We start from the raw sequence: 22,477 nt of genomic DNA, 5'->3' as shown, positions 1-22,477 counted from the left end.
TAGATCACACGGTTTCGCGTCTAACACTACTGACTAAAGCGCCCTATTCAGACTCGCTTTCGCTACGGATCCGTGGCTTAACCACTTATCCTTGCCAGCAACGTTAACTCGTAGGCTCATTATGCAAAAGGCACGCCGTCACCCCACAAAAGGGCTCCGACCGCTTGTAAGCGTATGGTTTCAGGATCTATTTCACTCCGTTATTCACGGTTCTTTTCACCTTTCCCTCACGGTACTGGTTCACTATCGGTCTCTCAGGAGTATTTAGCCTTAGCGGATGGTCCCGCCAAATTCAGACAGGGTTTCACGTGCCCCGCCCTACTCAGGATACCACTATCCTTTACATTCATTACTTATACGAGGCTATCACTCTCTATGGCTTTACTTTCCAGTAAATTCTAATTCTTTATGCAAGAAATGTCGTGGTCCTACAACCCCAACATTGCCGTAACAACATTGGTTTGGGCTAATCCGCGTTCGCTCGCCACTACTTACGGAATCACTTTTGTTTTCTTCTCCTCCGCCTACTTAGATGTTTCAGTTCAGCGGGTTTGCCCATCTATCGATGTACTATGTCTTCAACATAGTGGGTTGCCCCATTCGGATATCTACGGATCAATTCGTGTGTGCCAATCCCCGTAGCTTTTCGCAGCTTATCACGTCCTTCTTCGCCTCTGAGAGCCAAGGCATCCCCCATACGCCCTTATTTTGCTTATTGTACCAATCTTAAATTTAATTAAGACCGTTTTTTTTGTCTTTTACTATAAATAGTAAAAAACGCTTTCTACTTTTTAATATTTTCTTATCTCAATATGTCAATGAACTTTTATCTCAGGTTTAATCGCCTTTTCGTTTAATCGTTTAACCGAATAAACAAATCAACGCTTAAACTTTTGATTTGTGGAGAATAACGGAGTCGAACCGTTGACCTCCTGCGTGCAAGGCAGGCGCTCTAGCCAGCTGAGCTAATCCCCCAATACAGTTGGCAATGTTTCAGTGTTCAGTTTTCTGTAACTTTACCGTACATCCAAATGAGTTGTGAATTGCTAACTCTAGATTCTTCTTTTTTTTAAGTAATTGTTGTCTCGGACAGACTCGAACTGTCGACCCCTACATTATCAGTGTAGTACTCTAACCAGCTGAGCTACGAGACAAGGTGATTTCTGATTTATGATTAACGACTTTTGATCTCAGATTTAAAATCCGCAATCAACAATCAGCATTCAACAATCCTAAATCGTTTATCTTTTACTTAATTGTATTATTTGAACTAACAGCAAGAGTAATAAAATATCCACATTCTATACCTATAAAATCTTTGTCTTCTTTCCTCAGCGTGTATTACTACTAACACTAAGGCTCTAGAAAGGAGGTGTTCCAGCCGCACCTTCCGGTACGGCTACCTTGTTACGACTTAGCCCTAGTTACCAGTTTTACCCTAGGCAGCTCCTTGCGGTCACCGACTTCAGGCACCCCCAGCTTCCATGGCTTGACGGGCGGTGTGTACAAGGCCCGGGAACGTATTCACCGGATCATGGCTGATATCCGATTACTAGCGATTCCAGCTTCACGGAGTCGAGTTGCAGACTCCGATCCGAACTGTGACCGGTTTTATAGATTCGCTCCTGGTCGCCCAGTGGCTGCTCTCTGTACCGGCCATTGTAGCACGTGTGTAGCCCAAGGCGTAAGGGCCGTGATGATTTGACGTCATCCCCACCTTCCTCACAGTTTGCACTGGCAGTCTTGTTAGAGTTCCCGACATGACTCGCTGGCAACTAACAACAGGGGTTGCGCTCGTTATAGGACTTAACCTGACACCTCACGGCACGAGCTGACGACAACCATGCAGCACCTTGTAAATTGTCTTGCGAAAAGTCTGTTTCCAAACCGGTCAATCTACATTTAAGCCTTGGTAAGGTTCCTCGCGTATCATCGAATTAAACCACATGCTCCACCGCTTGTGCGGGCCCCCGTCAATTCCTTTGAGTTTCATTCTTGCGAACGTACTCCCCAGGTGGGATACTTATCACTTTCGCTTAGCCACTGAACTTGCGCCCAACAGCTAGTATCCATCGTTTACGGCGTGGACTACCAGGGTATCTAATCCTGTTCGCTACCCACGCTTTCGTCCATCAGCGTCAATCCATTAGTAGTAACCTGCCTTCGCAATTGGTATTCCATGTAATCTCTAAGCATTTCACCGCTACACTACATATTCTAGTTACTTCCTAATAATTCAAGTCTAGCAGTATCAATGGCCGTTCCACCGTTGAGCGATGGGCTTTCACCACTGACTTACTAAACCGCCTACGGACCCTTTAAACCCAATGATTCCGGATAACGCTTGGATCCTCCGTATTACCGCGGCTGCTGGCACGGAGTTAGCCGATCCTTATTCTTACGATACCGTCAAGCTACTTCACGAAGTAGTGTTTCTTCTCGTATAAAAGCAGTTTACAATCCATAGGACCGTCATCCTGCACGCGGCATGGCTGGATCAGGCTTGCGCCCATTGTCCAATATTCCTCACTGCTGCCTCCCGTAGGAGTCTGGTCCGTGTCTCAGTACCAGTGTGGGGGATCTCCCTCTCAGGACCCCTACCCATCGTAGTCTTGGTAAGCCGTTACCTTACCAACTAACTAATGGGACGCATGCTCATCTTTTACCGTTGTGACTTTAATAGTGGTTTCATGCGAAACTGCTATACTATGCGGTATTAATCCAAATTTCTCTGGGCTATCCCGCTGTAAAAGGTAGATTGCATACGCGTTACGCACCCGTGCGCCGGTCTCTAGGTCCGAAAACCTATACCCCTCGACTTGCATGTGTTAAGCCTGCCGCTAGCGTTCATCCTGAGCCAGGATCAAACTCTTCATCGTATATTGTGCGTCAAGCTAAGCTTGACTATTATTATGCGACTCCAATTCTATCGGTGTTATTCAAATCTTTCGATTCTATTACTCTTATTCTTGTGTCACGCTTGTTAGCGTGACGGCTGTCAATTCAATATGTCTAGGAACGTGTTCTTCTTGTTTTTTTTTCGCCTCGTTCAACTCACATGGTGTGTCTCTGGAAGCGGCTGCAAAAGTAAAACTTGTTTTCTTAACTGGCAAGAAAAATTTGAAGTTTTTTTTTGAGAAATTTTATCCCTCTTTTCTTCTGGTTTTCTTATCAATCTGTCAAGGAACTTTGCTTGTTTTGCGGGGTGCAAATGTAGTAAGGACTTTCGAATCTCACAAGCTTTTTTAAATCTTTTTTAGAAAATAATTTCTAATCTTAATTTGATGTGCTTGTCAGTATTTTAAAGAACGCCTGCGTTGTTGCGGGTGCAAAAGTAGGGAGTTTAAAACACTATTCAATACTTTTTAAGCGCTTTTTTAAAAAATTTTAAAACATTTTTTTTAACCCGCTCTAAACCTGAAGCTTGAAGTGAAAAGTTTTTTTCTTAATCATTGCTACCCTTTAAATAGAGTAACTCAAATAACGCAAGAACTAGTCCCGTAGGGTCTTTTGATTGATTTGATTGTTCTTGTTTTAGGCACGCTCCTGTTCTTCTTCTTATACCTACTATATCTAGGTAGTCCTATGTATCGCTTATTATAGCAAGTAGCGGAGTGCTTATTACTACGAAATCCAACCGTAGATCAGCCCAAGGCTGAAACCACCAGCGATGATTAAGCATATTTAATTTAAGTTTTATCTCTATACCTTATATATAGGAGTGATCCTGATTTTAAAATAACACACATATACAGTAGTAAGCCTGATTTTAAATCCAGGATCGCATTGGGATTAGAAAAGCAATAGATAAGGGAAGCAGAACCAATCTTGACAAGGACTTGCAGCCAATCCCCCAACAATCTATAAAAGAACAGCTATTACTAAAAAAAGTAATAAAGGCTCTTTTATAAAGGGAAATGACAAAGAAAATTAAAACTTGTGAATCTAATTTTGACACTTTTAAACTTTCAAAGTATAATTCTAGCGAATGTATTAGCATGATTTAACTTAAATTATTGTAACCTGAATTCTCTTCTAAATCGTTATGATTATCACCACCTAAGCTGTAGTAGTTATTTTCCTCGTCTTCATTACCAATATTTTCTTGCTCATCATCTAGCTCTGAACCGGGCACATCTAAATCAGATCCCGACTTGTCCTGATTAAAGTCTTTTTCATTAAGCATCTCTCTATTGTTTATTTCTACTGCAACCTTGTTTTTAGAAATATCAGCGGGATCTATCTCTGATTCTTTTTGAAATTGATTATAAATATCTTCACTTGGAGGGTATAAGACAGGATTTAGCGCTCCACTTCTATTTTCATCTTCAAGATTCTTTTGGTCTAATTTTTTTTTATCATCATCCATTTTATTGCTTATTTAATTGATTTACAATACACTAATTTAATAATTAAACATTTAAAAACATAAAACAACTACATTATTAACGAATAAATAACTAATTCCCAGTATTATTTAGCTTCCGAAAAATATAAACTTAGTAATTTACAGTTAACTATTTAATAAAAAAAAGCTATTTAAAATCACGAACTCTTAGCAGATATACCGCAGTACAGCAACGAAAATAATTACAAATTCCTAAATAAAAAATACAAGCCTACCATACAGGTTTAAGATATTTTCTATACCCTTATCCTCAAGTTTGTAAAGCGATAGTATTAGAAATAACAGAAAGTTGAAATTTTGAGAAGACATTTGCTATTCCGCTACATTCAGTATCTACAGGAATTCATATTTTGCATATTCGCAAAAAACAATTTGAACCAAATGGCTTTGTAAGCGCGACAGATGTTTTATAAATCACCGCAAATTTTACGAAATCGGATTGTCGCAGCAGAATACTTTGCTGACAAAGACCCCAGCATTTAAAGTGCTAAAGCGCTAAATATTTCAAAAAACGCAACGTTATAAGAATTTGTTTCACTACCTTTAATAGTTGTTTCTGCAGACGATCACCTATTACATTGACGTGCATTAAGTAGCAACGGAAAATGGAGTTTGTATGGAAGATAAAACTTTAAAACCACATTTTCGACTAAAGATCTCGTTCGTAAAAATATGAAAACGTATCCCAGACCTGCCGAAGATGTCTTCAATCTTTCAGTTCAAAAGGATAATTTAAAAAAAGTACACATAGTAGATATCAATAGCCGCTTGGTTTAAAAAAACAGATAACTTAGAACAAATAAATCTGTCAAACTTGACTTCTTAGATTTATCTGATTAAAATTAAAACTGCGAAGGCAAGCATCTCAAAAAAACTAATTAACAAATAACTAATTTGACAACATAAAAATAAAAAACAATGAGCCTTATAGATGACAATGTAATTCCAGGAAATGATGGTAGAATATTTGGTACAAATGCAGTTAATGAGAAAGATTTATTAGCAATAAAAACCGCTATTCAGGAGCTAAATGGCATTAAAGACGTAGTCCTTAACCACGCCATTTTCCCAAGAGAATTTACTGTTTACACGATTAACCTTATAGCCATAACTGACATACAAAAGAAAGTTCGACAAGCAGGATTCCACGCAATTCCTAAGGAAGAAATTGACGTTTAATAAAAAATTAATTAGAGATAATTATTTTATTATAATATATCGTAATATTGCAATATCAATATATAACAAAATGGGAATTACCAAATCACAACATTTTACAGACAGCCAAAATGAATTAGCTGTATTAGCTAAGGCAATAGGTCATCCAGCGCGTATTGCAATAATCCAGCATCTGCTAAAAGTAGATAGTTGCGTATGTGCAGCTATTGTTGACGAGCTTCCATTAGCTCAGCCAACGATTTCTCAGCACTTAAAAGAACTTAAAAATGCAGGTCTGATTAAAGGAACAATTGAAGGAAATTCTATTTGTTACTGTTTAAATGAGGAAGGATTTGGCAAAATTAAAGGTTTTTTAGAAACCATAAGTGCTTATTTAGAAAAACAGAATAAGCAATGTTGTTAACTTTTAAATTATATAAAAAATGAAACTATCAGAAATCAAGAGAGAATTAAGCACATTAGAAAATGTTGCCTTTGTACTGCCTAATGGAAGTTACGTTCCGGAACACTTTCATGTAACTGAAGTGGGCTTAGTTACTAAGAACTTCATTGATTGCGGGGGAAAAGTTAGAAAGGAAACTGTTGTTAACTTTCAATTGTGGGATGCTAACGACTTCGATCATCGTTTGAAACCAAACAAACTGCTATCAATTATTGCGCTTTCCGAAAAGATTTTAGGGATTGAAGATTACGAAATTGAAGTAGAATACCAAACAGAAACCATTGGAAAATATAGTTTGGGTTTCAACGGACAAGACTTAATGTTAATTAATAAACAAACTGCTTGCTTGGCTGAAGACCAATGTGGCATTCCAGCATCCAAACCAAAAGTAAAATTCTCAGAAATGAAAAACAATGCTACTACTTGTACTCCTGGAGGAAGTTGTTGTTAAACTATTATTTACACCAATTAAATGACAACAAACAAAATCAAACTGTTTTCAAAGATCGAAAGCGCCATTCTTGCTTTTGATTTTGCTAAAATAGCAGCGGAACGCAAAACCACTTTGCAGTCCCTAATTGACTTTATTCAAAATAAAGTTAATACTAAACAAACAGTACTGCTAAATTTCATTTGTACTCACAACTCAAGACGAAGTCATTTAGCACAAGTTTGGGCACAAACGGCAGCTACCCATTACAATATCAAAAATGTATTTTGTTACTCTGGCGGTACCGAAGCAACTGCTTTATATCCAACTGTTCTAAAAACATTAGAGCAATCAGGGTTCAAAATCGCAACTATTGCAGACGGAGATAACCCAATATACTCCATAAAATACACAGAAAACGAGCATCCAATCATTGGGTTTTCAAAAAGCTATAATGACGATTTTAATCCAAAAAATAGTTTTGCCGCAATTCTAACTTGTGCACAAGCCGATGGTGATTGCCCTTTTATAAGTGGCGCTGAAAAAAGAATTGCAATTCCTTTTGAAGACCCGAAAGCTTTTGACAGTACATGGCAACAGACAGAAAAATATCAAGATCGTAGTTTACAAATTGCCACTGAAATATTTTATTTATTCTCTCAAATTAAATTATAAAATGCCATCACTAAAAAAAAGATTAAACTTTCTAGACAACTACTTAACGATTTGGATATTTCTCGCCATGATTCTTGGTGTTTCTATTGGCTACTTTATACCATCCAGCAGCACTTTTATTAATTCCTTTTCGAGTGGCACCACTAACATTCCTCTAGCAATAGGATTAATATTGATGATGTATCCACCATTAACTAAAATTGATTTTTCAAAAATCACTTCTATTTCCGAAAAGCCAAAATTACTTACGCTCTCCTTTTTGATCACATGGATAGTAGGTCCATTCTTAATGTTTTTATTAGCTACATATTTCTTAAAAGATTATCCAGAATATATGACTGGTTTAATCATAATTGGGATTGCGCCATGTATTGCTATGGTAATTGTATGGAATGAACTTGCGGAAGGTAACAGAGAATTAACGGCGGGCTTGATTGGAATTAATAGTTTATTGCAAGTCTTCTTTTTTAGCTTATATGCTTATTTTTATTTGGAAATCATGCTGCCTTTATTTGGAATAAAAGGTTTGGAGCTCAATATTACTATTGCACAAATCGCTACTACCGTAGGACTATATCTAGGAATTCCATTTGTACTAGCAGTACTAAGTCGGTATTTTATTAAGAGATTTCTAGGAGATAAATGGTTTAACCAAAAATTTATTCCTTTCGTATCGCCTATAACATTGATAGCACTACTTTTTACAATCGTAGTGATGTTTAGTTTAAAGGGGGAAATGATTGTTGATTTGCCAATGGATGTAGTACGGATTGCAATTCCTTTAGTAATTTTCTTTACAATTATGTTTTTCTTGATGTTTTTAGTTTCAAAAAGGATTGGAGCAAATTATAGAGATGCTGTTGCGCTCTCATTTACTGCGGCTGGAAATAATTTTGAGTTAGCAATTGCCGTTTCAATAGGTGTTTTTGGAATCAATAGCGGACAAGCTTTTGCAGGTGTTATAGGTCCATTAGTAGAGGTTCCAGCGCTGATAATTTTAGTAAACGTATCTTTTTGGCTGAAAAAGAAACTTTATCCTGTTAGACATTAATTAGACTTTGTCAAAACCATTCTTATTTTTAATTTATGGATCAAACTTTTCCAAAGTAAAAACTCGATTTTTCAAAACACTTATTATATTTCCTGCTCTTCTATTTCGAAAAAGACAAAAGCAAGTTATTTTTTTTTAATTAAAATAGACAATTAGCTATCCAATTCCAAGCACTTCTATTAGTCCGGTGACTAATTAACAAACCTTCAATTTGTCAGAAATCAATAATAGTAATAGTCAAGATCATTTTTTGAAGCTAATTTTAAACATTAAATAAAAAAACAGGTTGAATTGTATTTTTTTAACAATTTTTATTCGAAAGCGAATTTATTTAACATTTTATTTAGATATTTGGACTAACTAATCTTAAATAACCCAAAAATGAGAATTAATTTCAACTATTTTTTGAGTCTCTTAATTGTACTGTTCGCGCAATTAACATTTGCTCAAGAAAGTAAAATGTCCGGTAAAGTTACTGACATGGGCGGACTTCCAATTCCTGGTGCAAATATTACCGCTAAGGGAACGACAAACAGTACTCAAACTGATTTTGACGGTAATTTTTCAATCACTACTAAAAAGGGGCAAATTTTAACGGTCAGCTTTATAGGCATGAAAACTGTAGAAATCGCAGCAGCATCTTCGATGGTGATCAAGCTAGGTGAATCTTCAAATGATCTTGAAACCGTTTTTGTAGTTGGTTTTGGTACCCAAAGCAAGAAGAAATTAACAGATAATATTGCTCGTGTAACAGCAAAAGATATGGAAAACGTACCTGTGGCCAACTTTCAAAATGCGATGGTTGGTAAATTAGCAGGAGTACAAATTACTCAGATTAATGGAAAAGTAGAAGGTGGCGTAAAATTGAGAGTTAGAGGTGTTTCTAGTATTTCCTCTTCTCAAGAACCATTATATGTACTTGATGGAATGCCATTAATAAATGATAATGAAAGTGGTTCAGCAGCCCCAATTAATCCATTGATTTCATTAAACCCTAATGACATTGAATCGGTAGAAATATTAAAAGATGCCTCTTCCGCAGCTATTTACGGCGCTAGAGGAACTAATGGAGTTGTTTTAATTACTACCAAACAAGGAAAAGCAGGTAAAACAAAAATCTCGTTAAACACCTCAGCAGGATGGAGCGAAGCTACCAACAAAATGAGTTGGCTAAATGCAGCAGAATATGCTGAACTATATACAGAAGCCTCTGCTTATAGATACGGAGCTGATGATTTATGGCTGACAGAACCAGGAGGAGTTTTTGACGGTTATGCGAATGGAAAAGATTGGAGAACTGGAGAAGTTGATACTGACTGGCAAAATTTAGCCTTAGTAAAAGGATCTACTCAAGAACATTCCTTTTCAATATCGGGTGGTGATAGCAAAACAGTATTCTTTCTTTCAGGCGGGTATAATAATACCGAAGGAATTGTTCGCGGAAATAAAATGGATCGTTACTCTTACAGAGGGAATTTAGACCACAAAGTTTCTGACAAATTACGAGTTGGTCTTAATACAAGTTTGAGTAAAACAAACATCAAAAGAATAGGATCTGATAATTCATTTGCTACTCCATTGCAAGGCGTTGCACAAACACCATTAGCACCAGCTTACCTTGACGACGGAATCACTCCAAATAATGACACAACCTTGTATTATAACTTTTTAATGCAGCAATTTAATGGAAATTGGGATGCAAACATTTTTAGAACTTTAATGAACACTTATTTCGAATACAAATTTGTACCGGAATTGAGTTTTAGAACAGAAATAGGATATGATAACAATAATCAAACAGAAGAGTATTTTGCAGGTAGTTTAACCGAATCCGCATCAACAAATGGTTATGCAGACGCTAATGCAATTCAGTCGGACAAGTACAGTATAAATAATTATTTCAACTACAACAAAACTTTCAAAGAAGATTATAAATTAGATTTAGTTTTAGGAATGAGTTTTGAAGAAAGTGCTCGCAAAAGACAATATGTTGCTGGAACAGGTTTCCCCTCTGATGATTTACAAACTGTTGAAAGTGCTTCTGAAATAACATCAGGTTCTTCTAGTAGAACTAAATACAATTTCCTTTCTTATTTTGGTAGAGCTACCTTTTCTATTATGGACAAGTATCTTATAAAAGGAAGTTTACGTTATGATGGTTCATCAAGGTTTGGCGCTTCTAATAGATATGGTACATTCCCAGCTGCTTCTGTAGGATGGATTATTTCACAAGAAGACTTTTTGAAAGATAGTAATTTTATTAATTTATTAAAATTAAGAGGAAGTATTGGAGTTACTGGTAATGCAGGTATTGGAAATTTTGCAAGTTTGGGACTTTTCAATGGTTCATCTTACAACAAACAATCTGCTATCAATCCTTCGCAATTAGTTAACCAAGATTTGAAATGGGAAAAAACGAATCAAACAGATGTGGGTATCGACTTCGGTTTCTTAAACAACAGAGTAACGGGAGAAATAGATTATTATGTTAAGAAAACAAATGACTTATTATTAAATGAGCCTTTACCAGGTACTTCTGGATGGAGTTCTTTGACTCGCAATGTAGGATCATTGACTAATAAGGGCTTTGAATTTGTATTAAACACAACTAATATTAAAAATTCTAGTTTAAGCTGGAAAAGCTCATTCAATCTTGCGACTTTAGATAATAAAGTGACTGCTTTACCTGGTGGCGATATTGTTGCGGGTCAAAATATTGTTAGAGTTGGAGAAACTATTTCTTCTTTCTACATAGCAGAATATGCCGGTGTTGACCCAGCAAATGGAAATGCTTTGTTTTACAAAAACACTTTATTACCTGATGGCTCTTTAGATAAAACAACTACAAAAACGTATAGTGAAGCACAAAGAATCATAGCTGGAAATCCTTATCCTACTTTAATGGCAGGACTTACAAATACTGTAACATTCAAAAATTTTGATTTTTCTATGACTTTCCAAGGAGAATGGGGCGCTTCTATCTATAATGAGGGTGGTAAATTTCAATCAAGCAACGCTAGATATAGAGACAACCAAACCAAAGATCAGATGGACAGATGGCAAAATCCAGGCGACATTACTAATGTGCCACAAGCAAGATGGGGTCGTAGTAATGGTGACCAAGCTTCGACGCGTTATTTAGACAAAACTGATTTTGTTCGTTTGAGAAACTTATCCTTAGGCTATACTTTACCAAAAACACTAACTCAAAAAGTTTCTGTAGACAGACTTCGTGTGTATTTAACAGGCGTTAATTTACTAACATTTACAAACTACAACGGATATGATCCAGAATCATCTTATGATAATAATGGGGATTCCAATATAGAAAAAGGAATTGCATTTTATTCAGCGCCTCCTGCAAAAACAATAATTGTTGGATTAAATATTGACCTTTAATACTATCAGACATGAAAAAATATAACTACAGAATAATTATAACTACCGCTATTGCTATCTCTTTTATAGGTTGCGATGATAATCTGACGATCAATCCTGAACAAGATATTACCACTGAGATTGCAATTAGTTCGCCTTCAAATCTGCAGAAGATTTTGAATAACGCTTATGGAGATGCGAGATCAAGTGCATTATATGGTGGAGGAATCGCTTTAGCTTCTGAATTAATAGCTAACGATGGTGATCTTTATTGGGATGGAACATACGTTCAACCAAATCAATACGATGAGAAAGCAATACTTACCGACAATAGTTACGTTCAAAGTATTTGGCTAAGAGCTTATAAAATTAGTAATCAGACTAATATTGTACTTGATAATTTAGCAGTTTTTACAGATACTGATGATAAAAATAAAGCAAAAGGAGAAGCACAATTTTTGAGAGGATTAGTTTATTTTGACTTAGGGCGTTTGTTTTCTAAAGCATACGTTGCAGGAGCGGTCAACAGCCAACTTGGTGTTCCCATCATTTTAGAACCTGTTTTAAATCCTGCAAAAATCACTTTCCCTTCTCGAAATACTTTAGAAGAAGTCTACAATCAAGTTATTATTGATTTGAAGGATGCTTATACTTTGTTACCTGAATCAAATGGTGTATATGCTACAAAGTATAGCGCAGCAGCACTTTTGGCACGCGTTTATTTGCAAAAAGGCGATTATATCAATGCTAGAGCTATGGCTAATATGGCAATAACTACTAGTGGCGCGGCTTTAACAGGAACATTTGCAAAAGCTTTTAACAATTCAGAAAATTCAACCGAAGATTTATTCGCTTGGCAAGTTAGCAGTCAAGATGTAAGTTCTAATGACAATAATGTTTTTTGGGCAGGTGAAGATTTTGGCGGACGATCTGGAAATCCAGATATCAGTATTGAAGATCAACATTTTGACATTTATGACGATACTAATGATGAGCGCAATAATTTCTTCTATGAGGCTGATAACATTTGTACTACAAAATGGAAAAACCAGTATGGTAATATCCCGTTTTTACGTTTAGCTGAAATGATTTTGATTCGTGCTGAAGCAAATTTTAGATCAGGAACAACTGTAGGTCGTTCTCCTTTAGATGACATTAATGCATTAAGAAATCGTTCTGGTGCTGCAGCATTAAATAGTGTTGATTTAGCTACTATTTTAATGGAGAGAAAAAGAGAATTGGCTTTCGAAGGATTTGCGTTATTTGATGCAAAAAGATTGCAACAAAATATCGGGTCGCTCCCTTTCAATGCTGATAATCTAGTTTTACCTATTCCTTTAAGAGAAATGGATGTAAATAAAAACCTAGTTCAAAATCCGGGATATAATTAATCTAATTTAGATAAAACTATTCTGTAGTATACAGAACTGTTAAATAAAGTACCCCTTAAAACTACCGTTTTTAATAAAATTAAAAGTGTAGTAGTAAGGGGTATTTTTATGTAAAAATATTTAAAGTAAAAATTATTAGATATCTAATACGAGTTCTAATGTAATTGCTTCTAAAACCTCAAAAGCGGTTTCTGCCATTTTATTTCCTTTAGTATCTAACAACGGATTTATTTCGACAAATTCGATACAAACCACTTTTTTTGTTTGAATAATCTGATTGATAATTGCTATGATTTCATATTGATCAAAACCTTTTGGCACCGGCGTTCCTGTACCATACGAAATCATATCACAATCCATAGAGTCGACATCAAAAGAAATATACAAAACTTCACAGTTCGCTAATTTACCCAACGCTTCAGCAACACATTTTTGCAATCCTCTGTACCGTACTTCTTCGACTTTATAATTCTTTATTTGTAATTTTTCTATTTGCCTATCCTCCTCTTCTTCCGTATCACGAACACCAAAGTAAATTAAATTTTCAGCTGCTATTTTAGGTCCTTTGCAACCTATATTTTTCATGTTTTCCCAATGCTGTTTCGTTTCAGAACTTACATCATTAGTATTGCGAGAACTTAAATTATCATTAGCAAGAGCTGCTGCTAAAGGCATTCCATGTATATTCCCTGAGGGAGAAGTATAAGGTGAATGCAAGTCCGCATGCGCATCAATCCAAAAAACACCAATACTTTGCTCAGGATAAGCCGCTTTAATTCCGCTTAAAGTTCCTAAAGCCGAAGAATGATCTCCTGATAAAACAATTGGAAAATAATTCTCTTCTAAATTATGCTTTACGGAAGTACAAACACGCGTACATTGCTCTACAACGTGCTCTATTCTTTTGGCAAACGAGCTTTTATTTTTATCATAAATGGATTGATTATGTGTTTTTACATCTTCAAATTCAAATTGATTAAAATAATTGCTGTTTTGGTTAATAGCGGCAATTTCGATAGCATCAATTCCTAAATCAGAACCTCGCGTCCCCGCACCAATATCCGATCTGTTCTTTATTAATTTTATAATTTTATCCATGTAGCTAAAATTATTTAAAATCGTTAAAAGCTCTTTCTATAATTCCTAAACACTCCTGAATTTGAGACTCTGTGATTACTAATGGCGGAGCAAATCTAATTTTATTACCGTGCGTTGGCTTAGCCAATAAACCATATTCGCTAAATTTCATACAAAGATTCCAAGCTAAATCAGATTCTTCATCGCAATCCACGACAATAGCATTTAATAATCCTTTACCTCTTACCCAAGTAATTAGTGGATTTCTAGAAGCTATTTCGTTCAAACCATTTCTTAAAACTTCACCTAAATAAGCTGCATTTTGTGCTAAATTTTCATCTTTTACGACTTCAAGCGCAGCAATAGCAACAGCCGCAGCAATAGGATTTCCACCAAAAGTTGATCCGTGTTGTCCTGGCTTGATAACATTCATAATAGCATCATTTGCTAAAACTGCCGAAACTGGATAAACACCACCAGAAATTGCTTTTCCTAAAATAAGAATATCTGGCTTTACTTCTGGTTTATCTTCACAACCATTCTTACAATCACAATTACCGCACGTTGCCAATAATCGCCCTGTACGAGCAATTCCTGTCTGAACCTCATCAGCAATAAATAAAACATCATGTTCTTCACAAAGGGCTTTTGCTTTAGCTAAATATCCTTCGCTAGGCACATAAACACCAGCTTCACCCTGAATGGGTTCTACTAGAAAACCGGCGATATTTTTTGTTGATTTTAATACTTTTTCTAAAGCCTCTGCATCATCATACGGTATTTTGATAAATCCAGCGGTGTAAGGACCGAAGTTTTTACGAGCTGTTTCATCATTTGAAAACGAAATAATTGTAGTTGTTCTTCCGTGAAAATTGTTTTCACAAACAATAATTTGTGCTTCATTTTCAGGAATTCCTTTTACTTCGTAAGCCCATTTTCTACATAATTTTAATGCCGTCTCCACTGCTTCAGCTCCCGTATTCATAGGAAGTACTTTATCAAAACCAAAATACTTAGTCACATATTCTTCATAAGGACCTAACTGATCATTATGAAAAGCACGAGAAGTCAACGTTAATGTTTGCGCTTGTTTTACCATAGCTCCAACAATTTTTGGGTGACAATGTCCTTGATTTACGGCTGAATAAGCTGATAAAAAATCGAAATATTTTTTTCCATCAACATCCCAAACAAATACTCCTTCTCCTCTTTCTAAAACTACTGGTAAAGGATGGTAATTGTGAGCTCCGTATTGATTCTCTTTTGCTATCAACGCTTCCGATTTTGGAGAAAGGTTTTGTTCTGTATGTGCCATGATGTTATGATTTTAAGTGATAAAGGACAAAATTACTATTTTTTTTCTAATAGCCAATTGAAATATATTATTTGACTTAAAAACAGGTGTTTTTAAAAAATATTTAACTATTTTAGACCCAAATTAAGTCATTATTAAATAATAGTTTCTATTTAAAGATGCTTTTACGAACAAATAAAAATAAGTACATTTAGAGCAACGCAAAAGCTTTATTTATAATTTTAAAAAAATGGAAATATTAGACGAATTCGATATCAAAATCATCAAAGAATTAGAGAAAGATGGAAGAATGGCCTATTCAGCTATTGCTACCCATCTAAAAATATCAAATACAATGGTACATCAGCGTATCAATAGATTAACCGAACAAGGAATTCTTACGGGAATAAAACCAGTAATTAATGAAAAAAAAGTAGGTTATGATTGGGGTTCATTCACAGGATTGACTTTAAATAAAGATCAAGACTCAACTAGAATTATAGAAGAGTTGAAAAAAATTCCAGAAATAACAGAATGCTATTATATCACTGGATCCTATACTCTTTACATAAAGATAATTGCTAAAGATCATGAACACATGCGAAGCATTCTCTATGAAAAAATTGATAATATTCCAGGAATCGCAAAAACGGATTCTATCATTGAATTAGGTTGCGCCTTCAAAAGAAATGTATCGCTCTAAAAACGCTATTTAACTCTCCATCAAACCATAAACTCACTCAACAACCAATGAAAAAAATACTAAGATCCAACTGTTATATTAAATCATGTCTAACACTATTTGCGTTTTTATGTTTGAGTACAATGCAAGCACAAAGTCCAAAAGGCAAATTATTCATTATTGGAGGCGGAGATCGCTCTGATGAATTAATGACACAATTACTTAATTTATCCGAACTAAAGAAAAATGATTACATAGTTGTTTTACCCATGTCCAGTGGCGAACCTGTGGAATCTTTTACCTACTTTAAATCTCAATTACAAAATCTGACTCCAAATCCAATTATCATGATGAACTATGATAAAACGATGGTGAATAATAAAGTGCTGAATGATTCTTTGCAAAACGCTAAACTTATATTCATTAGCGGTGGTGATCAAACTCGGTTTATGAATGTCGTCAAAAACACTCCTGTTTACACTGCCATTCACAAAGCTTACGAAAACGGAAGTACAATTGCGGGAACCAGCGCTGGAGCTGCAGTAATGTGCGAACACATGATTACGGGAAATCAAAAACTACAAACTAAATACTCAGAAACCTTCGATAATATTAGATACAATAATCTTGAAACCACAGTAGGTTTAGGTCTTATTAAAAATGTAATTATCGACCAACATTTCATGAAAAGAAGTCGGTACAATCGGTTACTGTCTGCATTAGTTGAATTTCCAGATCACATTGGTATTGGTATTGATGAAAGTACCGCTTTAATTGTTCGAAATAAGGAAATCGAAATTGCTGGCGAAAGCGAGGTAGTTGTGGTTAAGAAACCAAAGGGAATAACAAAATCCCAAAAAGAAAATTTAGTAAGTATCAAAAGCCTAGAAATGGCTATTTATACTGAAGGTCAAAAATTTAAAATAAAATAAAATGAACTACATCAAGAATTATTTACCGTTACTCCTTTTAGTTTTTTGTTTTAACTTACCAATGTTTTCCCAAAAGATAACTATAAAAGAAATTGAAAGGCTCGAAAAACTAGCTAAGCAAGTAAGCATTATCAGAGACAATTGGGGAATTGCTCACGTGTACGGTAAGACCGATGCCGATGCTGTTTTTGGGATGCTATATGCCCAATGTGAAGATGATTTCAAACGAGTAGAAATGAATTATATCGAAAAACTTGGACGCCTTTCAGAACTTAAAGGACAATCAGTTTTGTATAATGATTTAGAAATAAAACTTTTAATTGATACTGAAGAAGCAAAAGCGGATTATAAAAAAGCAGCACCTTGGTTAAAAAAACTATTAAACAGTTATGCGGATGGAATAAACTTTTATCTCTACAAGCACCCAGAAGTAAAACCTGCTTTACTGACTCATTTTGAGCCTTGGTTTCCTTTACTGTGGACTGATGGAAGTATTGGAGCCATTAGCACTGCTGACCTTTCGACGGGTGAATTAAAAGCTTTCTATTCTGGAAATAATGATAAAGTTGCTTATATCGAAAGGGAGAAAGATGTTCAAACGGGCTCTAATGGATTTGCAATTGCACCTTCAAAAACAGTTTCTGGAAATGCTATTTTATATATCAATCCACATACTACTTTTTATTTCCGCCCAGAAATACAAATGAGCAGCGAAGAAGGATTGAACGCTTATGGAGCCGTAACTTGGGGACAATTTTTTATTTACCAAGGATTTAATGAAAGCTGTGGCTGGATGCATACCTCATCAAATGTAGATGTAGCGGATATGTATTCCGAAAAAATTATCACTAAAAACAACAAATTATTTTACGAATATGACAAGAAATTGTTACCTGTAATTGAAAAAAAAATTACAATCAAATATCTGGAAAACGGAAAACTAATTCCTAAAACATTCAAAACGTATTTCACCAACCACGGTCCGATAATGGCCAAAAGAGATGGAAAATGGATTAGCTTAAAATCCAATAATCGTTCGATGAAAAGTTTGGAACAGAGTTGGGTTCGCACCAAAGCAAAAGGATTTGAGGATTATAAAAAAGCAATGGACTTAAAAGCCAATACTTCAAATAATACCGTTTATGCTGACAAAGAAGGCAATATTGCGTACTGGCATGGAAATTTTATTCCTGTAAGAGATAAAAAACTAAATTGGTCAAAACTGATGGATGGTACCACCTCAGCAACACAATGGAAAGGATTACACAGCGTTTCAGAGACGGTACATTCTTATAACCCTATAAATGGCTGGTTACAAAATTGCAACTCAACACCTTATTCTGTTGCGGGCGGAAATAGTCCAAAAAGAGAAAATTACTTACCATATATGGCGCCTGATGGAGAAAGTTTTAGAGGATTAAATGCGGTACGCCTATTAAGTAAAGGCAAAGACTATACTTCAGACAAAGTAATTGCTGATGGTTATGACACAAAACTTACAGCTTTTGAATTTTTGATTCCAGCCTTAGTAGCTTCTTTCGAAAAAAATATAAATAAGGATAATGCAGTTTATGCTGAATTAATTGAGCCTATTAACCTATTAAAAAAATGGGATTACTACACCAAAGAAAATTCTGTTGCTACAACATTAGCCATCGAATGGGCTTACAAATTAGATCCAATTATTCAAAAAGTATATGTTGATGAAGGTGAAATGGACCAAGTAGAAAATACTAAAAATTTTGTAAAAAGTGCTCTTCCAGAACAATTAATTCCTCAATTACAAATGGTTGTAAATGAATTGAAAACCAAGTTTGGAACTTGGCAAATTCCTTGGGGAGAGCTCAATCGTTTTCAAAGAAGTTGCGGAGCTATTGACTTAGTTTATGATGATGCCAAAGAAAGTCTACCTATTGGATATGGTCCAGCGCTATGGGGGAGTTTGCCAGCTTACAAAAGCAATTATCAAAAAGACACTAAAAAGCGTTACGGTTTCAACGGAAATAGTTTTGTATGTGCGGTAGAATTTGGACCAAAAGTTAAAGCAAAATCTTTATTAGCAGGAGGCAATAGCGGAGATCCAAAATCAAAACATTTTTATGATCAAGCAGAAATGTATCGTGAGGGAAAATTCAAAGATGTCCTATTTTATAAGGAAGATGTTCAAAAAAATGCACAGCGAACCTATCATCCTGGTCAATGAAATTTAAGCACTATAAGATTTAAAAATGCAGTCATAAAATAAAAAAATTATCGACTTAATTTCCACACAGAATAATTGTAGAATTTAGTAGTAATAAAAAAAACTCAAAAATTATGAAAAAAGCACTATTTACCTTATTAGGTCTATTATTCTTTTCAAGCGTATCATTTGCGCAATTGAAAACGGTAAAGTACACTGATGGAAATCAAAAACTTAATGGATTGTCAATTGCTCCCGTAAAAGGAAGCAAAACTAAACCTGGAATCTTAATACTTCCTGCCTGGAAAGGAATTGACGCACATTCAAAAAGATCAGCAGAAAAACTTTCAAAAATGGGTTATTATGCATTTATAGCTGACATTTATGGGGAAGGAAACTACCCAACAAATACCCAAGAAGCGGGAAAAATGGCTGGTTTTTACAAAACTAATACCGCTGATTATCAAAGACGAATCCAACTAGCTTTAGACCAATTAGTAAAAGCTGGTGCAAATTCTGATAACATTGTTGTCATAGGATATTGTTTTGGAGGAACAGGAGCGCTTGAAGCAGCTAGAGCTGGCATGAAAACGAGAGGAGTTGTTTCTTTTCACGGTGGTTTAGGTCGCGATGCTGCGAGAGTGAATAATCCAATAACAACTAGGGTTTTAGTTTTACACGGTGCAGACGATCCTTATGTATCTGCTGCCGAAATAAATACTTTTCAACAAGAAATGCGCGATACTAAAACAGATTGGGAAATGATATATTACGCTGATGCCGTTCATGCTTTTACGGAGCCAGAAGTTGGTAACGATAAATCCTCTGGAGCAGCTTACAACGAAAAAGCAGCTACAAGATCTTGGGAACGTATGAAAACTTTCCTGAAAGATGTTTTGAAATAATTTATTTATTATAATTTTCAGAAACAGTATAAGTTCGTTTTTTTTCTTAGATTTATATATTGAAATTAGGAGATTCATAGAATTTATACTGTTTTTTTTATGTCAAAAAGTAAAATCAGGAATGACAAAACATGCCTCAATTGCAGGTATGTAGTAGAAAATAGATTTTGCCCTAATTGCGGGCAAGAAAATACAGATACTAGGAAAACTTTTCATCACCTATTTATCCATTTTTTTGAGGACTTAACGCATTATGAAAATGCTTTTTGGCCAACTATAAAAAATCTTATATTCAAACCAGCTGCATTAACAAAAGAATACCTTTCTGGGAAACGACTGACCTATTTAGCTCCCGTTCGTCTTTACATCTTCATTAGCTTTATCACCTTTTTAATAATTGCACTTTTTTCGAGTCAAAACGAGCCCTTAAATTACGCTTCCAAAAAGGAAACAAAAATTAGCACAAAAAACAAAAATTTTCAAAGTCATAGCCATAAAAAAGACAGCAACCCGAGCCAGCAAATTGATACTGTTGATCTAGAAAAAAATTTTAATTTTGGATACGAATCTGTAGAACAATTAGACTCTATCCAAAAGAATGCACCGAAGTCAGAAAAACTGTCCGATTTAAATTATTGGATAAACAAACGAATCCAGTTGACTAAAGAACATAATACCAATAAAGAAATTATTGAAAAATTCATAAATTCCTACACCCATAACTTACCCAAAGTTTTATTTGTACTTATGCCAATCTTCGCATTCTTACTATGGTTATTTCATAGCAAGAAACGTTGGTATTACTTTGATCATGGAATATTCACACTCCATTACTTCTCCTTTTTATTATTGCTTTTATTGATCCTATTCCTCATAAATACTGCGATTAATTCTCTTATAGAATCATCTCTCTTATCTTTTTTTCAGGTCATCATTAACTTTATAGGAATTGGATGGATGCTATATTATTTCTATCCAGCACATCATCGCTTTTATGGAGAAACGCGTTGGATATCATTTTTAAAAAGTAGTTTATTATTTTTCATTAACTTCGTTCTAATTCTAATTATATTATCAATCTTTGCCATTTACACATTTATCAATTTACATTAACTAAAATGAAAAAAATCCCTTTATTAAGCCTGTTCGCAATTTTAACAATAAGTTGTACCTCTCAAAAAATAAGCGTCAGTCAAGTTGACCCTACAAAATACATGAATACCATTACGGCTGACGAACTAAAAACACACCTTTACATCGTAGCTTCAGATGAAATGGAAGGACGCGAAACGGGTTCTGCTGGACAGAAAAAAGCGGGCGTTTATCTTATCAATCAATATAAAAAAGATGGCATCTCCTTCCCTGCTGCTGCTTCAGATTTTTACCAAAAAGTTCCAGCGGCTTTCCTGAATGCAAAACGCAACGAAAACTTACCCGATTCAGAAAATATATGGGCTTATATTGAAGGTTCAGAAAAACCAAATGAAGTCTTAGTAATTTCAGCACATTACGATCACGTAGGTATGAAAAACGGAAACATTTACAACGGTGCTGATGATGATGGTTCAGGAACAGTAGCTTTATTAGAAATTGCGCAAGCCTTTCAAAAAGCAAAAAAAGCAGGACATGGACCAAAACGCTCTATACTATTTCTTCACGTAACTGGCGAAGAACATGGCTTACATGGTTCAAGATACTACTCTGAAAATCCATTATTCCCTTTGGCGAATACGATTGCTAACATCAATATTGATATGATAGGCCGTCGTGATGTGGCTCACGCTGACAGCAATAATTACGTATATGTTATTGGCGCAGACCGTTTATCATCTGATTTAGATAAAATTTGTGCAGAAGCAAACGCTAAATACACTAAAATAAACTTAGACTATAAATTCAATGATCCAAAAGATCCAAACCATTTTTATGAACGTTCAGACCATTATAATTTTGCTAAAAACGGCATTCCATCAGTATTCTTCTTCAACGGAGTGCATGCTGATTACCACAAACACACGGACACTCCGGACAAAATTGAATATGATGCTTTAACTAAAAGAACTCAATTCGCATTTGTAACCGCTTGGGAACTTGCTAACAGAGATAATAGACCTGTTGTAGATAAAAAATAATATTTGGGCACATCCACACTTCCACTAGCGTTGCAGCGTGGTCGGGCTATTCGCTACAATCTGCGCTAAAAATGCGCAGGATTTTCACTGCTATCCCTTGTGCAAAAAACTCGATATAATAAGAGCCTTGAAGAAATTCAAGGTTTTTTTTGCGAAATTTTACCACAAAAAAAGCCTCTCATTTCTGAGAGGCTTTTGCCTTTTGGGTGGGAGACGGGGCTCGAACCCGCGACCCTCGGTACCACAAACCGATGCTCTAACCAACTGAGCTACAACCACCATGTTGCTTAGCGGTGGCAAAGATACAACATAAGTTTAC

At 35.3% G+C, this 22,477-nt stretch carries 17 protein-coding genes, 3 tRNA genes and 2 rRNA genes (1 of these 22 cut by a window edge); 14 read left to right on the top strand and 8 right to left on the bottom strand.

Annotated elements, in window-relative coordinates; translation table 11 throughout:
- From LNP27_RS08400 to LNP27_RS08380, 5 genes are all read right to left on the bottom strand, one after another.
- Positions 1 to 718: ribosomal RNA gene (locus LNP27_RS08400) — 23S ribosomal RNA — on the bottom strand (it extends 2,171 nt beyond the left edge of the window).
- A 183-nt stretch (positions 719 to 901) separates the two neighbouring features.
- Positions 902 to 975 (bottom strand) — tRNA-Ala (locus LNP27_RS08395).
- 105 nt (positions 976 to 1,080) lie between these two features.
- Positions 1,081 to 1,154: transfer RNA gene (locus LNP27_RS08390), tRNA-Ile, on the bottom strand.
- A gap of 211 nt (positions 1,155 to 1,365) precedes the next feature.
- Positions 1,366 to 2,879: ribosomal RNA gene (locus LNP27_RS08385) — 16S ribosomal RNA — on the bottom strand.
- The 16S and 23S rRNA genes sit together here with 2 tRNA genes alongside, the layout of an rRNA operon.
- 1,124 nt (positions 2,880 to 4,003) lie before the next feature.
- Positions 4,004 to 4,369 carry a hypothetical protein gene (locus tag LNP27_RS08380; protein WP_229941201.1) on the bottom strand — a complete coding sequence of 122 codons (366 nt, stop codon included), beginning with the start codon at positions 4,367 to 4,369 and terminating at the stop codon, positions 4,004 to 4,006.
- A gap of 711 nt (positions 4,370 to 5,080) precedes the next feature.
- On the opposite strand from LNP27_RS08380, the gene LNP27_RS15365 reads away from it, so the two are divergent.
- The 8 genes from LNP27_RS15365 to LNP27_RS08345 all read left to right on the top strand — a co-directional run bounded on the left by LNP27_RS15365 (position 5,081) and on the right by LNP27_RS08345 (position 12,954).
- A complete protein-coding gene (locus LNP27_RS15365; RefSeq protein ID WP_487318928.1) occupies positions 5,081 to 5,185 on the top strand; it encodes a T9SS type A sorting domain-containing protein in 105 nt (34 codons plus the stop codon).
- Positions 5,186 to 5,326: 141 nt separating this feature from the next.
- A complete protein-coding gene (locus LNP27_RS08375; protein WP_229941200.1) occupies positions 5,327 to 5,587 on the top strand; it encodes a heavy-metal-associated domain-containing protein in 261 nt (86 codons plus the stop codon).
- Positions 5,588 to 5,657: 70 nt separating this feature from the next.
- Positions 5,658 to 5,990 (top strand): ArsR/SmtB family transcription factor, encoded by a 333-nt coding sequence (locus LNP27_RS08370; protein WP_229941199.1) that lies wholly within the window; start codon positions 5,658 to 5,660, stop codon positions 5,988 to 5,990.
- Positions 5,991 to 6,009: 19 nt separating this feature from the next.
- A complete protein-coding gene (locus LNP27_RS08365) occupies positions 6,010 to 6,480 on the top strand; it encodes a DUF6428 family protein (protein WP_229941198.1) in 471 nt (156 codons plus the stop codon).
- A gap of 21 nt (positions 6,481 to 6,501) precedes the next feature.
- The gene (locus LNP27_RS08360) at positions 6,502 to 7,134 is read left to right on the top strand and encodes a low molecular weight phosphatase family protein (RefSeq protein ID WP_229941197.1); all 633 of its coding nucleotides are present in this window, start codon (positions 6,502 to 6,504) and stop codon (positions 7,132 to 7,134) included.
- A 1-nt stretch (position 7,135) separates the two neighbouring features.
- A complete protein-coding gene (arsB, locus tag LNP27_RS08355) occupies positions 7,136 to 8,185 on the top strand; it encodes an ACR3 family arsenite efflux transporter (protein ID WP_229941196.1) in 1,050 nt (349 codons plus the stop codon).
- Positions 8,186 to 8,566: 381 nt separating this feature from the next.
- A complete protein-coding gene (locus LNP27_RS08350; RefSeq protein WP_229941195.1) occupies positions 8,567 to 11,584 on the top strand; it encodes a SusC/RagA family TonB-linked outer membrane protein in 3,018 nt (1,005 codons plus the stop codon).
- Between the two features lie 11 nt (positions 11,585 to 11,595).
- Complete coding sequence (locus LNP27_RS08345) at positions 11,596 to 12,954, top strand: RagB/SusD family nutrient uptake outer membrane protein (RefSeq protein ID WP_229941194.1); 1,359 nt, start codon at positions 11,596 to 11,598, stop codon at positions 12,952 to 12,954.
- Between the two features lie 135 nt (positions 12,955 to 13,089).
- On the opposite strand, the gene LNP27_RS08340 is transcribed toward LNP27_RS08345, so the two are convergent.
- Both LNP27_RS08340 and rocD read right to left on the bottom strand, forming a co-directional pair.
- Positions 13,090 to 14,052, bottom strand: coding sequence for an arginase (locus LNP27_RS08340; protein ID WP_229941193.1), 963 nt, complete (start codon positions 14,050 to 14,052; stop codon positions 13,090 to 13,092).
- 10 nt (positions 14,053 to 14,062) lie between these two features.
- Positions 14,063 to 15,346: an ornithine--oxo-acid transaminase gene (gene rocD / locus LNP27_RS08335; RefSeq protein WP_229941192.1), complete on the bottom strand. Its 1,284-nt coding sequence runs from the start codon at positions 15,344 to 15,346 to the stop codon at positions 14,063 to 14,065.
- Positions 15,347 to 15,575: 229 nt separating this feature from the next.
- Here rocD and LNP27_RS08330 point away from each other — a divergent pair, with 229 nt between their 5' ends.
- The 6 genes from LNP27_RS08330 to LNP27_RS08305 all read left to right on the top strand — a co-directional run bounded on the left by LNP27_RS08330 (position 15,576) and on the right by LNP27_RS08305 (position 22,158).
- Positions 15,576 to 16,028, top strand: a complete 453-nt coding sequence (locus LNP27_RS08330) for an Lrp/AsnC family transcriptional regulator (protein WP_229941191.1) — start codon at positions 15,576 to 15,578, stop codon at positions 16,026 to 16,028.
- Positions 16,029 to 16,075: 47 nt separating this feature from the next.
- A complete protein-coding gene (locus tag LNP27_RS08325) occupies positions 16,076 to 16,939 on the top strand; it encodes a cyanophycinase (protein WP_229941190.1) in 864 nt (287 codons plus the stop codon).
- A gap of 1 nt (position 16,940) precedes the next feature.
- Positions 16,941 to 19,142, top strand: coding sequence for a penicillin acylase family protein (locus tag LNP27_RS08320; protein ID WP_229941189.1), 2,202 nt, complete (start codon positions 16,941 to 16,943; stop codon positions 19,140 to 19,142).
- A 113-nt stretch (positions 19,143 to 19,255) separates the two neighbouring features.
- Positions 19,256 to 20,026, top strand: coding sequence for a dienelactone hydrolase family protein (locus tag LNP27_RS08315; RefSeq protein ID WP_229941188.1), 771 nt, complete (start codon positions 19,256 to 19,258; stop codon positions 20,024 to 20,026).
- A gap of 99 nt (positions 20,027 to 20,125) precedes the next feature.
- Positions 20,126 to 21,139, top strand: coding sequence for a DUF3667 domain-containing protein (locus LNP27_RS08310; protein ID WP_229941187.1), 1,014 nt, complete (start codon positions 20,126 to 20,128; stop codon positions 21,137 to 21,139).
- A 5-nt stretch (positions 21,140 to 21,144) separates the two neighbouring features.
- A complete protein-coding gene (locus LNP27_RS08305; protein ID WP_229941186.1) occupies positions 21,145 to 22,158 on the top strand; it encodes a M28 family metallopeptidase in 1,014 nt (337 codons plus the stop codon).
- Positions 22,159 to 22,362: 204 nt separating this feature from the next.
- On the opposite strand, the gene LNP27_RS08300 is transcribed toward LNP27_RS08305, so the two are convergent.
- Positions 22,363 to 22,438: transfer RNA gene (locus LNP27_RS08300), tRNA-His, on the bottom strand.
- Positions 22,439 to 22,477: the final 39 nt, after the last annotated feature.

It is taken from the genome of Flavobacterium galactosidilyticum (genome assembly GCF_020911945.1).
Classification (GTDB): Bacteria; Bacteroidota; Bacteroidia; order Flavobacteriales; family Flavobacteriaceae; genus Flavobacterium; species Flavobacterium galactosidilyticum.
This window is presented reverse-complemented; position numbering and strand designations above follow the sequence as displayed.

What these genes read in the sequence shown, in the direction of transcription:
- LNP27_RS08310 (WP_229941187.1), top strand. Translation starts at nt 20,126, where the DNA reads ATGTCAAAAAGTAAAATCAGGAATGACAAAACATGCCTCAATTGCAGG.
- rocD (WP_229941192.1), bottom strand. Translation starts at nt 15,346, where the DNA reads ATGGCACATACAGAACAAAACCTTTCTCCAAAATCGGAAGCGTTGATA.
- LNP27_RS08380 (WP_229941201.1), bottom strand. Translation starts at nt 4,369, where the DNA reads ATGGATGATGATAAAAAAAAATTAGACCAAAAGAATCTTGAAGATGAA.
- LNP27_RS08365 (WP_229941198.1), top strand. Translation starts at nt 6,010, where the DNA reads ATGAAACTATCAGAAATCAAGAGAGAATTAAGCACATTAGAAAATGTT.
- LNP27_RS15365 (WP_487318928.1), top strand. Translation starts at nt 5,081, where the DNA reads ATGAAAACGTATCCCAGACCTGCCGAAGATGTCTTCAATCTTTCAGTT.
- LNP27_RS08375 (WP_229941200.1), top strand. Translation starts at nt 5,327, where the DNA reads ATGAGCCTTATAGATGACAATGTAATTCCAGGAAATGATGGTAGAATA.
- LNP27_RS08305 (WP_229941186.1), top strand. Translation starts at nt 21,145, where the DNA reads ATGAAAAAAATCCCTTTATTAAGCCTGTTCGCAATTTTAACAATAAGT.
- LNP27_RS08370 (WP_229941199.1), top strand. Translation starts at nt 5,658, where the DNA reads ATGGGAATTACCAAATCACAACATTTTACAGACAGCCAAAATGAATTA.
- LNP27_RS08350 (WP_229941195.1), top strand. Translation starts at nt 8,567, where the DNA reads ATGAGAATTAATTTCAACTATTTTTTGAGTCTCTTAATTGTACTGTTC.
- LNP27_RS08330 (WP_229941191.1), top strand. Translation starts at nt 15,576, where the DNA reads ATGGAAATATTAGACGAATTCGATATCAAAATCATCAAAGAATTAGAG.
- LNP27_RS08315 (WP_229941188.1), top strand. Translation starts at nt 19,256, where the DNA reads ATGAAAAAAGCACTATTTACCTTATTAGGTCTATTATTCTTTTCAAGC.
- LNP27_RS08340 (WP_229941193.1), bottom strand. Translation starts at nt 14,052, where the DNA reads ATGGATAAAATTATAAAATTAATAAAGAACAGATCGGATATTGGTGCG.
- LNP27_RS08325 (WP_229941190.1), top strand. Translation starts at nt 16,076, where the DNA reads ATGAAAAAAATACTAAGATCCAACTGTTATATTAAATCATGTCTAACA.
- LNP27_RS08320 (WP_229941189.1), top strand. Translation starts at nt 16,941, where the DNA reads ATGAACTACATCAAGAATTATTTACCGTTACTCCTTTTAGTTTTTTGT.
- arsB (WP_229941196.1), top strand. Translation starts at nt 7,136, where the DNA reads ATGCCATCACTAAAAAAAAGATTAAACTTTCTAGACAACTACTTAACG.
- LNP27_RS08345 (WP_229941194.1), top strand. Translation starts at nt 11,596, where the DNA reads ATGAAAAAATATAACTACAGAATAATTATAACTACCGCTATTGCTATC.
- LNP27_RS08360 (WP_229941197.1), top strand. Translation starts at nt 6,502, where the DNA reads ATGACAACAAACAAAATCAAACTGTTTTCAAAGATCGAAAGCGCCATT.